Annotated in this window: 13 protein-coding genes; 6 read left to right on the top strand and 7 right to left on the bottom strand. The window is 70.8% G+C overall.

Annotated elements, in window-relative coordinates:
- Positions 1 to 63 precede the first annotated feature (63 nt).
- Positions 64 to 1,389, top strand: a complete 1,326-nt coding sequence (locus AFR_RS23600; protein WP_023363540.1) for a peroxidase family protein — start codon at positions 64 to 66, stop codon at positions 1,387 to 1,389.
- Here AFR_RS23600 and AFR_RS23595 read toward each other — a convergent pair.
- The 4 genes from AFR_RS23595 to AFR_RS23580 form a co-directional block, all read right to left on the bottom strand.
- Complete coding sequence (locus tag AFR_RS23595) at positions 1,363 to 1,701, bottom strand: DoxX family protein (protein ID WP_023363539.1); 339 nt, start codon at positions 1,699 to 1,701, stop codon at positions 1,363 to 1,365. The two genes, AFR_RS23600 and AFR_RS23595, sit on opposite strands and share 27 nt — an antisense overlap.
- Before the next feature lies 1 nt (position 1,702).
- Positions 1,703 to 2,566 carry an aminoglycoside phosphotransferase family protein gene (locus tag AFR_RS23590; RefSeq protein WP_023363537.1) on the bottom strand — a complete coding sequence of 288 codons (864 nt, stop codon included), beginning with the start codon at positions 2,564 to 2,566 and terminating at the stop codon, positions 1,703 to 1,705.
- Positions 2,567 to 2,692: 126 nt separating this feature from the next.
- Entirely contained in the window at positions 2,693 to 4,858 is a 2,166-nt protein-coding gene (gene helR / locus AFR_RS23585) for an RNA polymerase recycling motor ATPase HelR (protein WP_023363535.1), read from the bottom strand.
- The gene (locus AFR_RS23580; RefSeq protein WP_084298118.1) at positions 4,855 to 5,508 is read right to left on the bottom strand and encodes a glycosyltransferase; all 654 of its coding nucleotides are present in this window, start codon (positions 5,506 to 5,508) and stop codon (positions 4,855 to 4,857) included. Before AFR_RS23580 ends, helR begins: the two co-directional genes overlap by 4 nt.
- A gap of 251 nt (positions 5,509 to 5,759) precedes the next feature.
- On the opposite strand from AFR_RS23580, the gene AFR_RS43840 reads away from it, so the two are divergent.
- Complete coding sequence (locus AFR_RS43840) at positions 5,760 to 6,710, top strand: hypothetical protein (RefSeq protein ID WP_148308035.1); 951 nt, start codon at positions 5,760 to 5,762, stop codon at positions 6,708 to 6,710.
- Here AFR_RS43840 and AFR_RS23570 read toward each other — a convergent pair.
- A complete protein-coding gene (locus AFR_RS23570; protein ID WP_238547124.1) occupies positions 6,656 to 7,690 on the bottom strand; it encodes a zinc-dependent alcohol dehydrogenase in 1,035 nt (344 codons plus the stop codon). The genes AFR_RS43840 and AFR_RS23570 overlap by 55 nt on opposite strands.
- A 64-nt stretch (positions 7,691 to 7,754) precedes the next feature.
- Here AFR_RS23570 and AFR_RS23565 point away from each other — a divergent pair, with 64 nt between their 5' ends.
- Both AFR_RS23565 and AFR_RS23560 read left to right on the top strand, forming a co-directional pair.
- The gene (locus tag AFR_RS23565; RefSeq protein WP_084298421.1) at positions 7,755 to 8,546 is read left to right on the top strand and encodes an isocitrate lyase/phosphoenolpyruvate mutase family protein; all 792 of its coding nucleotides are present in this window, start codon (positions 7,755 to 7,757) and stop codon (positions 8,544 to 8,546) included.
- A 112-nt stretch (positions 8,547 to 8,658) separates the two neighbouring features.
- Complete coding sequence (locus AFR_RS23560) at positions 8,659 to 9,801, top strand: trypsin-like serine protease (RefSeq protein ID WP_148308034.1); 1,143 nt, start codon at positions 8,659 to 8,661, stop codon at positions 9,799 to 9,801.
- A gap of 48 nt (positions 9,802 to 9,849) precedes the next feature.
- Here the strand turns inward: AFR_RS23560 and AFR_RS23555 are convergent, their stop codons facing one another.
- Positions 9,850 to 11,670 carry a ricin-type beta-trefoil lectin domain protein gene (locus AFR_RS23555; RefSeq protein ID WP_023363521.1) on the bottom strand — a complete coding sequence of 607 codons (1,821 nt, stop codon included), beginning with the start codon at positions 11,668 to 11,670 and terminating at the stop codon, positions 9,850 to 9,852.
- A 240-nt stretch (positions 11,671 to 11,910) separates the two neighbouring features.
- On the opposite strand from AFR_RS23555, the gene AFR_RS23550 reads away from it, so the two are divergent.
- Both AFR_RS23550 and AFR_RS23545 read left to right on the top strand, forming a co-directional pair.
- Positions 11,911 to 14,169: a catalase gene (locus tag AFR_RS23550; RefSeq protein ID WP_023363519.1), complete on the top strand. Its 2,259-nt coding sequence runs from the start codon at positions 11,911 to 11,913 to the stop codon at positions 14,167 to 14,169.
- A gap of 7 nt (positions 14,170 to 14,176) precedes the next feature.
- Positions 14,177 to 15,019 carry a glycosyltransferase family 2 protein gene (locus AFR_RS23545; protein WP_023363517.1) on the top strand — a complete coding sequence of 281 codons (843 nt, stop codon included), beginning with the start codon at positions 14,177 to 14,179 and terminating at the stop codon, positions 15,017 to 15,019.
- Here the strand turns inward: AFR_RS23545 and AFR_RS23540 are convergent.
- A complete protein-coding gene (locus AFR_RS23540; RefSeq protein WP_023363515.1) occupies positions 15,016 to 15,405 on the bottom strand; it encodes an ATP-binding protein in 390 nt (129 codons plus the stop codon). The genes AFR_RS23545 and AFR_RS23540 overlap by 4 nt on opposite strands.
- Positions 15,406 to 15,530 lie beyond the last annotated feature (125 nt).

The following is a 15,530-nucleotide window of genomic DNA, read 5'->3' as shown; positions in this document are numbered from 1 at the left end:
GCCAGCGTCGAGCCGTTCGTCACAATGACATGATCGAGCCTCGACGTCGGGGATGGAGTGCACATGAGCATCCACGTGATCGGCCGTGACCACTGCCTCAGCCCGGGCCGGGCGGTGGACCGCCCCACGGGTGCGGCCCGGTACGGCCAGATGTTCCCGGGTGCGGACCCGCTCGTCGCCGACGCCCAGCTGCTGATGCGCGCCGGTGACACCGGCGGGATCTGCGACGCGGCCGCGGGGGAGGGGGACGACGCCACCGAGGCCGCGGGCTGGCCGTTCTTCGGGCAGCTGGTCGCCCACGACATCACCGCCGACCGCTCACCCATCGGCGGCGGCGTGGAGACCGGGGCCCTGCGCAACGCCCGCGCCCCGAGACTGAACCTGGAGCTGCTGTACTCGGACGGCCCGGTCGGGTCACCGTTCCTGTTCGACGTCACCGACCCGGCGAAGTTCCTGCTCGGCCCCGACGGCGGCGACGTGCCCCGCAACCAGCAGGGTGTGGCGCTGATCGGCGACCCCCGCAACGACGTGCACCTCTTCTCGCTCAGCCTGCACGTCGCGCTGCTGCACGCCCACAACCGCTTTGTCGACCGGCTGCGGGCCGACGGGTCGAAAGACGTCTTCGAGACCGCTCGGGAGCTGCTGACCTGGCACTACCAGTGGATCGTGGTCCATGACTTCCTGCCCCGCCTCGTCGGGCCGGACCTGGTCGGCCAGGTGCTCGCCGAGGGCGGCCGGTGGTTCGCCCCGGAGCAGTCCGAGGGCTACATCCCGCTGGAGTTCGCCGACGCCGCCTTCCGGTACGGCCACGGCCAGATCCGGCACAGCTACCGGCTCGTCGCCGGCGGGCCCGAACTGCCGCTCTTCCCCGACCTGGTCGGTTTCGGCCCGCTGCCGGCCGGCCGCCGCCTGGACCTCACCCAGGTCTTCGACGTACCCGGCCACCCGCGCGCACAACGTGCCAAGCGCCTCGACGGCCGGCTCGCGGCCAGCCTGATCGGCCTCCCCGAGCAGGTCACCGGGGCTGTCGACACCGCCGCCCACCGGTCGCTGGCCGTCCGCGACCTCCTGCGCGGCGAGACCACCGGCCTGCCCAGCGGTGAAACCCTGGCCCGGCTCGTCGGCGTCGAGCCGCTGACCGCCGACGAGCTCGACCACACCTGGCCGCAGGGCACCCCGCTGTGGTTCTACATCCTCAAGGAGGCCGAGCACCGCGGCGCCGGTGACCGCCTCGGCCCGGTCGGTGGCCGCATCGTGACGGAGGTCCTGATCGGACTGCTCCGGGCCGACCCGGCGAGCTACCTGAGCCGCGATCCCGGCTGGGAGCCCCACCTGGCCTCGAACTTGGTGGAGCTGCTCATCTCACCAGCGGCCGATCTGCACCACTAGCGCGGCGACCGACGTCACGAGAAAGACCGCCGGCCCCGCCAGCTGTCGGGAGCCTACCCGCAGGTGCGCGACGAACGCCCCCACGAAGTAGAGGACAAGTCCGGCGGCAGCCAGAATCCCTGCCGGCGGAACGACGAACCCCACGAGCAACCCCAGCGAACCGGCGGCCAGCGCCAGCCCCAGCCGCGGAACCCACTCCGGCGGCAGCCGCTTCATCCGCGCCTGTTCCTTCGGATAGTCGTGCCCGATCAGATAGACGACGGCGGTGAACCCGGTGAGAACCGCGGCGACCACGGTGACAACAGCAGACATGTCAATCAGGACGAGACGGCCCGTCCGTTTGTGACAGCACCTCGCCGAGAACCCGCATCGCGTCCGCCGGCGGCTGGTCGGAGGCACAGATCGTGAGGGTCTTCCACAGGGCCCAGCCGCGTCCCCGGGCCCAGGTCGCGTCGTCGACGGACAACCGCTCCCGGAACGCCTCCCGGCCGTCACGGGTCAGTAGGGTCCAGGCGATCGCCAGGTCACAGGCCGGATCGCCGACACCACAGGTCCCGAAATCGATGACCGCCGTCAGCGCGCCGTCGGCCAGCAGCAGATTCCCCGGCGCGATGTCACCGTGGAACCACCTCTCGACACCGTCCCAGCGAGCGTCCAGCGCGGCCTTCCACACCTGCCGGGCCAGCTCGGTGTCGACCCGGCCGCCGAGCGCTGCCAGCGCCTGCTCGGCCAGACCTTCATAGGTACGCAGGGTGCCGCCCCGGAACCAGTTGTGCAGCCCGGGCCGCGGACCGCCGGCCGGATCGACACGCTGCAACGCCACCAGGAAGTCGGCCAGCTCGAGCGCGAAACCTCCGGGGTCAAGCACACGCTCGAAGGTCGCCGGCTCACCGTCCAGCCACGGGTAGACCGACCACGAGAAGGGATAGCCCTCACCCGGCTCACCCTTGGCCAGGGGCACAGGAACAGGCAGCGGCAGCTGAGGCGCCAGCTCCGGAAGCCACCGATGCTCCTTGTCGACCGCCAGCGCGTACTCGGAGGCGCTGGGCAGGCGCACCGACATGTCCGAGCCGAGGTGGAAGGTGAAATTGTCCCAGCCACCGTTGTCCACGGGCCGGACCGCCAGCCCGGCCCATTGCGGAAACTGCCCGGCCACCAGCCGCCGCACCTGCTCCACTCCAACACTCAACCGCTGCGGCGCCGGCCCCAAAGACGGAATATCACTCACCCGCGCATCCTCCCGGCCCACCGACCCGCCCGCCACGCAATTACCCGCAGCTGATGCGCTTCGACGGCCGGCCTGTCACGGGCTGGTGAGGATGACGAGTTGGCGGGTGGCGCGGGTCATGGCGACGTAGCGGTCGACCGCGCCCTCGGTGCCGGTGCCGAAGGAGTGGGGGTCGACGAGGATGACCAGGTCGAATTCGAGGCCCTTGGCCAGTTCCGGGGTCAGTGATCGGACGCGGGGTGTTTCCCGGACGGTGGGGTCACCGATGACGCAGGCGACACCCTCGGCGTGTTCGGTGAGCCAGGTGTCCAGGATCGGGCCGAGCTCCGGAAGCCCGCCGTGGACGACCGGGACGCCACTCGTACGGATGGAGGTCGGCACGTTCGCGTCGGGCAGGACGGCGCGGATGACCGGCTCGGCCTCGGCCATGATTTCGGACGGCGTGCGGTAGTTGATGCTCAGCGAGGCCAGGCTGATGCGGTCCAGGCCGACGCGGGAGAGGCGTTCTTCCCACGACTCCGTGAAGCCGTGGCGGGCCTGGGCGCGGTCGCCGACGATGGTGAAGCTGCGGGACGGGCAGCGGAGCAGGAGCATCTGCCACTCGGCGTCGGTCAGTTCCTGGGCCTCGTCGACGACGATGTGGGCGTACGGGCCGTCGTAGCCGTCAGGATCGGTGGTGGGTGGCGGGCTGTCGTCGATGAGGTCGTCCCGGATATCGACGATCTTGCCGGTGTCCTGGTCGATGCGTTTGCCCATCAGCATCGTCATCGCGCCCTCGCGGTCGTGTTCGGCGGCGAGCATGTCGTCGACGACGCGGGACATCTCCGCGCGTTCGGCGGCGACCGTGGCCTTGTGCTGGTGCTGTTTGCGGGACGTCTCGGGGTCGCCGACGCGCAGGCGGGCCGCGGCCAGCAGCGGCAGGTCCGAGACTGTCCAGGCCTGGGCGTCGGCGCGTTGCAGCGTGCGGATCTCGTCGCGGCTGAGCCAGGGTGCGCACTTGCGCAGGTACGCCGGCACCGACCACAGGTCCCCGACCATGTCGGCCGCGTCGAGCAGCGGCCACGCCCGGTTGAACGTCGTGCGCAGTTCCTTGTCCTGCGCCAGCGTCGCCCGGAGCAGGTCCTCCGGTTCGTCGCCGTCGTGCTTGTCGACGAGGATCGTGAGCAGTTCTTCCCAGATCTCGTCGCGGGCCTCGTTGTGGGGCGTACCCGGGGTGGGGGTCTCGAAGGCCGCGGCCCAGTCTTCGGCGCCGAGCCGGATCTCCGACCAGTCGACGGTCACGGTCAGCGGGGTGGTCGGTGGCTCCTCGTAGAACCGGACGGCCGCCTCGATCGCCGCCACCAGGTCCGCGGACGACTTGAGCCGCGCCACCTCCGGATCGGTCTCGGCCACCGCCGTCGCGCCCTGCGGAACGAGGTCCCGCAGGGTGCAGGTCTGCACGTCGTCCTCGCCGAGGCTGGGCAGCACGTCGGCCACGTAGGCCAGGTACGGCTCGTGCGGGCCGATGAACAGCACACCACCGCGGCGGTGCCCGAGCCGGGGATCGGAGTAGAGCAGGTACGCGGTGCGGTGCAGCGCGACGACGGTCTTGCCCGTGCCCGGACCGCCGTCGACGACGAGTGCCCCGCGGGATCCGGCGCGGATGATGGCGTCCTGGTCGGCCTGGATCGTGCCGAGGACGTCCCGCATCCGCGCCGACCGGTTGGTGCCGAGGCTGGCGATGAAGGCGGACTGGTCGTCGAGCGCGGCGTGGCTCGCGAGGCCGTCGGGGGTGAACACCTCGTCCCAGTAGTCGGTGATCCGGCCGCGGGTCCACCTGTACCGGCGGCGGCTCGTCAGGCCCATCGGGTTGGCGTGGGTGGCGCCGAAGAACGGCTCGGCGGCGGGGGAGCGCCAGTCGACCAGCAGCCGGCGGCCCGCGTCGTCGGTGAGCCCGAGCCGTCCGATGTAGACGGGCTCGGCGCCGTCCGCGTTGTCCATGCGTCCCAGGCACAGGTCGAGGCTGAAGCGGCGCAGCGTCCGCAGGCGGGCGGTCAGCCGGTGGATCTCCTGGTCGCGGGTGAGCGCCTGCTGTCCCCGGCCGCCCGGTGCCTTGCGTTCGGCGTCGAGGCGGTCGGACAGGTCGGCGTAGAGCTGCTCGAGGCTCTCGGTCATGGCGGCGAAGTGCTGCTCGTCGCCGGCGATCTGACCCGGATCGGCCTTGGCGGCCAGCCGCTCGGGGAGGGCGAAGACCTGCCTCATGCGGACATCACCTGCTCTGCGGCCACTGCCGCGCCGTCGGTTCGGATCGTCCCGGCCACGGCACCGGCCCGTACGCGGGTCGCGGTTTGCAGGGCTTGACCGAGCGCGGCCGAGAGGGACTCGAAGGTCGGTGCAGGTCGGTTGAGCGCGTCGGCGAACAATGAGTCGATGCTCGCGGCGTCGAGGTCCCACAGCACCCGGTTGTCGGTCACGTCCGGCGGGAACGGCCGTCCGGGGTAGGCCAGCGGTTTGCGGTCCGGCGACGGCAGGGTCACCTGCTGGAAGGTCACGGACACCGCGCGGATGCCCAGCTTCTCGGCGACCGACAACGCCCCGGCCGCGGCCGGCATCATCCCCGTCACGACCATCGCGTCGCAGCCTTTCGCAGCCGCGGTGATCGTCTCGAACTGGCTGGCAATGACCGCGGCCGCTCGCTCGGGCAGCGTCGACGGCGGCGGCGCCGCCGTGGTCAGCGCGCTCGCCGACTGATAGACCGGCACCATCGGTACGCCCGCCGCGCCCAGCCTCTCCGCGAAGTCGGGCGGCGCGCACACCGTCACCTGCGCACCGCGGAGCTGCAATTCCACCGCCAGCGCCACGATCGGTTCGACGTCCCCCCGTGATCCGTACGTCGACAACAACACTCGCACCCGGCCACTCCCAAATCCGACAATTCTGGCTTCGACGAGCGAGTATGCGGGACGACCCGGGTCTTGCCACAAGCCCCGGGGTGCGCTATACCTTAAAAGGGCGAGGAATGTGTCGCCGCTGGTCCGCCGTCGAGCGGGCCATTTTTTTGTGCTTTTCCGGCCGGTCGTACCGAAGATCGTCGATCCTTTGAGCGCCCTGATCCGTATCACCGCAGGGGCCGGGGCAGGATCCGGCGAGCGGAGGTGCCACGGTGGTCGGTCAGAAGTCGCCGCGTGATCGACCACGCCCCGGACGGGACTGGTTCGAGCCCTCGCCGCGCGCGGCCGTGGCCGAGCCGACGCAGATGCTGCCGCTGGTCGCCCCGCCGCCCACCGCGGTCGCCCGAGCGGTGATCGTCTATCAGGAACGCCCGCGCCGCCCGTGGCTGCTGTGGGTCTTCACCATGGCACTCGTCGCCCTCACCGTCGGCGTGGTGCTCGGGCAGACCGCCGCCTTCGAGCCCGTCTACCGCTCGGCGGCCGGCGCCCAGGCCGCCCCCGTACCCGCGGAGGTGCTGCCGTCGCCGAGCCAGGCCGCCGAGCCGTGGCCGGACGCCGCGCACCGGGTGACCGCACCGCTCGGCGCCGTGCGCGAACGACAGCTCGAGGTGGTCGGCGCGTCGACGGTCCTGCGCATCCGCAGCGTGGATCTCGGCGACGTCCTCTTCGACATCGCGACGATCGACCGCGGTGCGGTGCCCAGCGTGACCGAGTCGGACAAGGGCTCCCGGCTCGAGCTGATCCGGACCGACGAGCCGGGCACGGTCGGTGCGGAGATCCAGCTCAACGCCAAGGTGGCGTGGGTGCTCAAGCTGCCCGCGGGCTCCTCGGAGCAGTTCGTCGACCTGCGGGAGGGCCGGGTGGCGGGCGTCGGGATCACCGGCGGGACGGCCCAGCTCGTCCTGCAGCTCCCCGAGCCGAAGGGCACGGTGCCGGTCAGGATCACCGGTCCGGTCGGGGACCTGGCCGTGCGGACCCGATCGGGAACGCCCGTGCGGGTCCGCCTGCGCGGTGGCGCGACGACCGCCGTGCTCGAGGGCAAGGCTCCCCGCAAGATCAAGGCCGGCGGCGCGCTCACCACCGCCGGCTGGTCCACCGCCGAGAACCGTTACGACGTGGTGGTCACCGGGGCCGTCGTGTCCGTCAGCTCGGCGGTCTTCTGAGCCGGGTGCACCACGACCTTCATCCCGGTACGCGCGGCCGCCGTCGCCAGCGCCGTGGTCACCTCGCCCAAGCCGAACACGTCGGAGACCAGCGGCGTCAGGTCGACGAGCCCGCGTGCCACCAGGTCGATCGCGCGGGGGTAGACCTCACCCATCCGCCGGACCATGACCAGGGTCAGACCCTTGCGCCGGCCCAGCGCGGCGCTGAACGTGGTGCGGTCGCCGTCGGGGATGCCGACCAGGACGACCCGGGCCCCGGGCTTGGCCAGCCGCAACGCCGTCTCCACCGCCGCGTCCGAGCCGGAGACCTCGAAGACCACGTCCGCGACGTTCTCGGCGCCGGCTGCCTCCGCGCCGAACTTCTCGGCGAGCGCCATCCGGTGCGGCAACGGCTCGGCGGCGACCACCCGCGTGGCGCCGTGCCGCCGGGCCAGCTGCACCAGCAGCAGACCGATCGGACCGCAGCCGACCACCGCCACCGTCGAGGCCATCCGCAGGTGGGAGAGATCCAGCGCGTGCAGGGCGACACCGAGCGGTTCGAGCAGGGCGCCGTCGTCGTCGGAAATGCTGTCCGGCAGCGGGTGCAGGCGCTCGGCGGGCCAGGTCAGGAACTGCCTCAGCCCACCGTCGCAGGCCCCGTGACCGGCGAAGACCACGTCCGGGCAAAGGTTGCCGTAGCCGTCGCGGCAGGGTTCGCAGACCCCGCACGGGATGGCCGGGTCGATCGCGACGCGTACGCCGTCGTCGGGCCCGCCCCGGATGACACCCGCCATCTCGTGGCCGAGCACGAGCGGCCGGTCCACCACGGCGTCGCCGATCCCGCCCTCGGTGAACCAGTGCAGGTCGGACCCGCAGATGCCGACCGACCTCACCTCGACGAGCCGGTCCGTACCGCTCGCCGGCACCGGCACGTCCTCGTCCTGCAATCGCACGTCCCCCGCGCCGTGGAGACGGGCCACCCGCATGCTCACCTCGGTCATCATCGGACGCTAACACCGTTCCGCCGGATCGCGAGTTGCCGATGGACCAGTCATGATCAGCACCATGACTGCCGCTGATCTGCGGGCGCTGCTCGCTGCCGACCACGTCACCCATGCGCCGGGTGTCCACGACCCCGCCAGTGCCGCGCTCGCCGTCCGGGCCGGACACCGCGCGGTGCACCTGTCCGGGCAGGCGATCGCGGCGACCATGCTCGGGCGGCCGGGCCTCGGCCTCACCCCGTCGACGCAGATCGCCGACCGGGCGGCCCTGCTCGGCGCCGCCCTGGAGGGTGTGCCCCTGCTGGCCGACCTGGACGTCGCCTTCGACGCGCCCGGTGACGTCGTGTGGACCGCTCTCGCCTATCAGCGCGCCGGCATCTCCGGCCTGTTCCTCGGCGACGGCGAGGACATCGGCCTGTCGGCCTCCCGCGTCACCAGTCTGGTGAGACAGGCTCCCGGCGTCGCCGTGATCGCGCAGGCTCGCGGCAATCGGACCATCGAGCGGTGCCGGGCGTACGCGGCTGCCGGCGCCGACGCGGTCCTGCCCACGGGGATCGCCGAACGGGACCTCGGCCGGCTGCGGGACGCGCTTCCGGGCGTACCCCTGGTGGTGAACCGATCGGAGGCCGGGGCGGGCGACGGGCGCCTGACCGACGCCGAGCTGGCCGGCCTGGGGGTGCGTCTCGTGCTGCATCCGCTGGCGGCGCTGCTGGCTGCGCTGCGGGCGGCGTCGCTCGCCTATCGCGCGATCTTGGAGGAGGGCAGCGCCGAACGGGTCGACCGCCTGCCGCTCGCGACCTTCGCCACGCTCACCGAGACTTTGCCGGTCGCCGTCACCGACCGGATCGACACCTGAGCCCCGCGTCCGTCAAAGACCTGGAAATGTTCTTTACGAAGCGTTAACCTCAGTCAACGCATTGGCGTTCATCTATCTCCGAGGTATCCCCGACCTGAAGGAGTTGATCAATGTGCTGACAACGTTGTCACGACGGGCTGCGGCCTCACTGGTGCTCGCCCTCCTGACCACCGCCGCCGCCGCATCCGGCGGTCCGGCGCACGCCGCCGCGGACAGCAGCCCCCAGCTGACCGTGGCCGGTTTGTCCACTCTCGACCAGTCCCGCATCGCCCAGCAGCGACCGCTGGTGGCCGCGGCCACGAAGATCCGCTGGGAGCTCGAACGGAACGCCTATCCCGGGTACGCGGGCATCGTGCTCGAGGACACCCGGGTGGCGCTCTGGTGGAAGGGCGCCGTACCGCCCGCGATGAAACGGGTGGTCGCCGACGCTTCGCAGGACGCCCCGGTGCAGGTCCGGGCGGCGGCGTACTCGATGGCCGAACTGCGGGCCGCCGCCGTGCGACTCCGGGCCGGGCAGCCGGTCGACAGCATCAAGTTCAAGGCGGACGGCAGCGGCCTGGTCGCCGGTGCCAGCCGGGCCCTGCCGAAGGCGGCGACGGACGTCGGCGTCCCGGTCACGATCGTTCAGGAGAAGGCACTGCAGCCGGTCAGCCGCGACGACGACTGGGCGCCGTGGAAGGGTGGCGCCACGATTGTGAACGCCTCCATCGGCGCGGCGTGCACCGCTGGTTTCGGCGTCCGCAACGGCAGTGCGAGCTACATCCTGACCGCCGCGCACTGCGGGCAGACGGGTAACCGGATCCAGGACGCGCGTGGTGAGTTCATCGGCAACGTCGGCCCCCGTCACCAGGACCACGACATCGCACTCATCCCGACCGGCAGCGTCGACGGCTACGTCTACGTCGGCACCCCGACCGACAGCGTCGCCGCCTCGGTCGAGGGCTGGGGCTGGACGTTCGTCGGCGAGTACCTGTGCCAGTCGGGCGTGAGCAGCTCGCGGGAGCTCGGCCGTCCGGTCTGCAACCTGAAGGTGCTCTTCTACTACGCCGACCGCGAGGACCTCGTCGAGGCGGAGCAGACCGAGGGCCAGACCGCGGCCCGTCCGGGCGACAGCGGGGGACCGATCTACTCGGTGGCCGCGAGCGGCAAGCTGGTCGCCAAGGGCACCACGACCCGGGTCGCCGGCGCGCGGATCGGTTTCCAGGACTACGGCACGGCCTGGCGCGACTTCGGCATCACGCCCGCCACACGGTGACACGCGAGGCCGCCCGGACGTCAGGCCCGGGCGGCCCCGCGCGGGTCGTCACGCCGGTGCGGTCCACTTCTGGTTCGCCGCGCCGGTGCAGGCCCAGGACTGCAACTGGGCGCCGTCGGCGGTGCTGTTGTTCCTGACGTCCAGGCACTTGCCGCTCGCGACGTTGATCAGGTCACGGCCGCTGGTGTAGGTCCACCGCTGATTGGGCCCGCCGAAACAGTCCCAGAGCTGGACCGTGGCGCCGTCCGCGGTGCTGCTGTCCTTGAGGTCCAGGCACTTGCCCAGCGCGCGCACGGTTCCGTCGGTGCCGAGGGTCCAGGTCTGGTTCGGCCCCGAGGAGCACGACCACATCTGCGGCAGGTTGCCGTTGGTGGTGGACCCGTTCGTCACGTCGAGGCACTTGCCACCCAGGCCCGAGATCGCCCCGGTACGCCCGGCCGGCGGGTTCCCGCTCGTACCCCCGGGCCAGGTGAACGTGGCCATGGACCCGGCCGGCAGCGTGTACCCGAAGGACGAGCCGTTCGCGGCCACGCGGAAGCTCTGCGTACCGCCGGTGTTGATGGCAACGAGGGCGACGGAACCGTCCGGGTTGCGGAAGGCGACGTTCTCGATGCCGCCCTGCCCGAAGCCGGTGGAGTCGACACGGACGGCGCCGGGCTGCACGAACTTGCTCAGGTGCCCGAGCACGTAGTACTCCGCGTTGTACGTGACCGAGCCACCGTCGACCGTGACCACGCCGGTGCAGTTGGTGCAGGAGCCGATGACCGGGCCCTGCTGGGCGTTCAGGGCCATGTTCCAGGTCGTGACGGTCCGCGCCCAGTTGCGGGTGGTGCCGATGGCCAGGTTGCGGCCCTGCCACCACAGGGTGTCGGCGAAGGTGTTGGCGGACTCGGTCCCCGAGCACTCCGTGAAGAAGATGTCCTTCGACGGCTGGGCATTACGCACCACGGACTGCCCGCCCGGGTTGCCGCCGTAGCAGTGCCACGCCGAGCCGGCCACATTGCTCCCGGCGCCGTTGTTGACGGTCTGCGGATACGAGGTGTCGTCCCAGTTGTGGTCGTACCCGAGGATCTTGGTGGTGAGACCGGCCGCGCGCAGCTTGGGTGCGAGGGTGTTGATGATGGAGACCTGCTGCCCGGCGGACATCAGCATGCCCGGATAACCGGGCGGTGAGAAGTTCGGCTCGTTCTGCACGCTCAGATAGGGGATCGGGACGCCGGCCGCCTGGTACGCCTGCACGAACTTCACCAGGTAATCGCTGTAGACGCCGATGTTGCTGTCGCTGAGCGAACCACCGATCAGCTGATTGTTCGTCTTCATCCAGGCCGGTGCACTCCACGGTGTGGCCATGACCGACAACTTCGGATTGAGCGACCGGGCCTGTGTCACCAGCGGCAGAATGTAGGCGTTGTCGTGCGCGATCGAGAATCGCGACAGGGTGGGGTCGGCACTGCCGTCGTCGTAGGTGTAGAAGTTGCGCGAATAGTCGCTGGCGCCGATCGGCTGGCGCAGCCAGCTCAGCCCGATGCCGCCCGAGCCGAAAAGCGAGTTCATGATGCTCGACCGCTGCGGCGAATTGAAGATGTTCCACGCGGCGGAGTCGGTCAGGGACGCACCGAAGCCGACCATCGACTGGTAGGTGGTGGCGGGGTTCACCGTGATGGTCGATCCGCTGCCGCCGCCGTCGAACACGACGTTTGCCTGCTGGCGCAACAGATTGTTCCGGTCCGGCGTGGTCAGCCAGACACTCGCGGTCGTGGCCGCCACCGAGGTGGAGGCGGTCGCGACGACCGCTGCGCCGATGCCGACCAGGGTGGTCGCGGTGGCGAGGACAGCTAGTGCCGATCGTTTGGGGACGGCGTATTTCACGGGTTCTCCTCGGGGAAGAAGAAGGGGGAGCGGGGACGGGGGACCGCTGAAACAAATGAAACAAGTAACACCGTTGATACAGTTATGAAAACGCATGGATAACTGCGCGGTCAAGGTGTGGTGCGCATTCCGAATTGAAACAAGCGATGTAACAAATGGCGGCCGGTCCGGATGCTCAGGTTTGACCGCTTCGGGGCCGGGTACGCGGTCGAGGTTCCCGAAACAACAGAAAGGTGACGCATGGACCCGCGTAAGCCCGTCGAAGTGGTCAAGGATGTCGTCGAGGCCGCAGCGGCCAAGGTGACCGATGCTCTGAGCCCGGACGTGCCCGGCGCGCCCGGCAGCGGCACGCCCTCGCTCGCCGAACCGACCACGCCGCACGACCCGCTCCCGCCCAAGAAGGAACAGGGGACACCCGAGACGCGGACCCCCACGGGCGCCGAGACCGGTGTGCCACCCACGGCGAAGGGGCAGCAGGGCGCGTACCTCACCACCGCCCAAGGGGCCAGGCTGCGCGACACCGACCACTCGCTCAAGGCTGGTGCCCGCGGCCCGGTGCTGCTGCAGGACCACCACTTCCGCGAGAAGATCATGCACTTCGATCACGAGCGGATCCCGGAGCGTGTCGTGCACGCCCGCGGCGCCGGCGCGCACGGGGTCTTCACCTCGTACGGCACGGCGGAAGGACTCACCCGGGCGGGCTTCCTGAAGAAGAACGTGGAGACGCCGGTCTTCGTCCGCTTCTCCACGGTGCTCGGTTCGCGCGGCTCGGCCGACACCGTCCGTGACACCCGCGGCTTCGCGACGAAGTTCTACACCGAAGAGGGCACCTTCGACCTGGTCGGCAACAACATCCCCGTGTTCTTCATCCAGGATGCGATCAAGTTCCCGGACGTCATCCACGCGGGCAAGCCGCACCCGGACCGGGAGATCCCGCAGGCGCAGAGCGCACACGACACGTTCTGGGACTTCGTCTCGCTGCACACCGAGGCGCAGCACCACACCATCTGGAACATGTCGGACCGCGGCATCCCGCGCTCGTACCGGACCATGGAAGGCTTCGGGGTCCACACCTTCCGGCTGGTCAACGACGCCGGCGAGACGGTCCTGGTCAAGTTCCACTGGAAGCCGAAGCTCGGTGTCCACTCCCTGACCTGGGAAGAGGCGCAGCTGCTCTCCGGTCTCGACCCGGACTTCCACCGGCGTGACCTGTACGACGCGATCGAGTCCGGCGCCTTCCCGGAGTGGGAGCTGGGCCTGCAGGTCTTCCCCGACACCCCGGAGGAGACCTTCGCCGGGGTCGACCTGCTCGACCCCACCAAGATCGTTCCGGAGGAGCTGGCCGAGGTGCAGCCGGTCGGGCGCCTCGTGCTCAACCGGACGCCGACCAACTTCTTCGCCGAGGTCGAGCAGGTCGCCTTCCACCTCGGGCACCTGCCGCCGGGCATCGACGTGACCAACGACCCGCTGCTGCAGGGCCGGCTCTTCTCCTACCTCGACACCCAGCTCACCCGTCTGGCCGGGCCGAACTTCCACCAGATCCCGGTGAACCGGCCGCACGCCCCGGTCAACGACATGCTGCGTGACGGTTTCCACCAGCAGGCCGTGCACGCGGGTGTGGCGCCGTACCGGCCGAACTCCCTCGACGGAGGCAACCCGTTCCCCGCCGGTGACGCCGAGAACGCCTTTGTCGACGTTCCGGTCCGGGTGGCCGAGGCCCCCAAGATCAGGCAGAACCCGGCCTCCTTCGACGATCACTACAGCCAGGTACGCCTGTTCTGGCAGAGCATGACGCCGGTCGAGAAGGACCACATCATCCGGGCGTACACGTTCGAGCTCGGCAAGGTCTACGAGCAGGCGATCAAGGAACGGCAGCTGCAGTGCCTGGCGAACGTCGACCCGATCCTGTGCGCACAGGTCGCGACCGGTCTCGGCCTGCCCGTCCCGGAGCCGACGCAGCCGCTCGCCGAGGTCGCCGCCAGCCCGGCCCTGTCCCAGGTCGGCCACGTGTGGCCGCCCGACGGCCGGATGATCGGCATCGTGGTCGGTGACGACGACGCGGACGGCGTGACCGCGCTGAGGGAAGCGGTGTTCGCCGCCGGCATGGTGCCCCTGATCATCGCGCCGCACGGCGGGACGATCGGCACGGTCACCGTGCAGCGCACCTTCGCCACCGCCCGATCCGTCGAGTTCGACGCGCTGCTGGTGGCCGCCGCGCCGCCGCCCGCGCCGGACGCTCTGCCGTCGCGCGACGACAAGGCCGGAGCGGGAACCGACCGCAGCGTCGACCCGCGGGTGCTCATGATGATCGACGAGGCGTGGCGCCACGCCAAGGCGATCGGCGCCTGGGGAGACGGCGCCGCCGTGCTCCAGCGGGCGGGCGTCGCCGGCACCCCCGGCGTGGTCGCGGGCGAGTCCGGAGCGGACACGTTCGCCGCCGTCCAGGAGCTCCTCGGCTCCCACCGGGTCTGGCAGCGGTTCCCGGCCTCGGTGGCGTGACAGCACCGTGACGCTCCTTCCCGACGCCGGCATGGCCCAGGAGACCGACGAGGTCACCGTGGTCGTCGCCACCCGCAACCGCCCCGACCGGCTCCGGGAGACCGTGCCACGGCACCGGGCCCCGGTCGTGGTGATCGACAACGGCTCGGACCACCCGCTCACCGTCGACGGTGCCCGGGTGATCCGGCTGGAGGAGAACCTCGGGGCCGCGGCACGCAACATCGGCGTCGAGCAGGCCCGGACCCCGTACGTCGCGTTCGCCGACGACGACTCGTACTGGGCGCCGGGCATGCTCGCGGCGGCAGTGGAGCTGTTCCGGTCCCATCCGCGGACGGCGCTGCTCACGGCCCAGGTGCGGGTCGGCGCGGAGAACAGGCTCGACCCGGTCTCGGCCGGCATGGCAACGGCACCGCTGGGCACCCCGCCCGGCGGTGCCGGCCCGTCGGTCCTGGGCTTCCTCTCGTGCGCCACCGTCGTCCGCCGGGACGCGTTCCTGGCGGTCGGCGGTTTCGAACCACGCCTGGTCGTCTACGGCGAGGAGGCGCTGCTGGCCATGGACCTCGCCGCGGCCGGCTGGCACCTGAGCTACACACCGGACCTCGTGGTGCACCACTTCCCGGAACCGGCCGGCCGGGACGTCTCCGCGCGGCACCGGCGCGAGATCCGCAACCGGATGCTGACCGCGGTGCTGCGCCGGCCGCCCGCCGTGATCGCTCGAGAGGTCGTCGCCGCGGTGCGCACTCAGCCCTCAGTGGTGGCGGGCCTCGTCCCGGACGTGCCGTGGGCGCTCCGGCACCGCCGCCGCCTGCCCCGCGAGGTCGAGACAGCCCTGCGGACTCTCGGCAACTAACTGCGGGCGCTCGCCTGACTGGTCAGCGGCACATCGGCCCAGACGATCTTGCCGACCCCGTCCGGGCGGGCGCCCCAATCCCGCGAAACCGCGGCGACCAGCAACAACCCCCGGCCGCCGATACGGCGCGGATCCGGCCCGTACGCGCGAGGAAGCGCACTGCTGCTGTCGGCAACCTCGACACGGACGGCGTCGCCGCAGCGGTGCAGCACCAGCTCACCCCCGTCACCGGTGTGCTGGACAACGTTCTCGACCAGCTCGGTGATCACCAGCAGCGTGTCGTCGACCAGGTCGGGGGTCTGCCAGCGGTCGAGGACCTCCCGTGCGTGCTGCCTGAGGCCCGCATAGTCGGTTCGGTGCGCAAAGGACAACCGCAACGAATCCACGGCAGTCTCCTACCCTGCGCCCCACCAACTATGCCGCCTTCCCTCCTTTCGGGAGAGAAAAATCATGAGACGGCGGCGGACGGAGACGAAACCGCGGTCTAGCATGGTGGTGGGTCAAGCCAAGT

Source organism: Amorphoplanes friuliensis DSM 7358, from assembly GCF_000494755.1.
GTDB lineage: Bacteria > Actinomycetota > Actinomycetes > Mycobacteriales > Micromonosporaceae > Actinoplanes > Actinoplanes friuliensis.
This window is presented reverse-complemented; position numbering and strand designations above follow the sequence as displayed.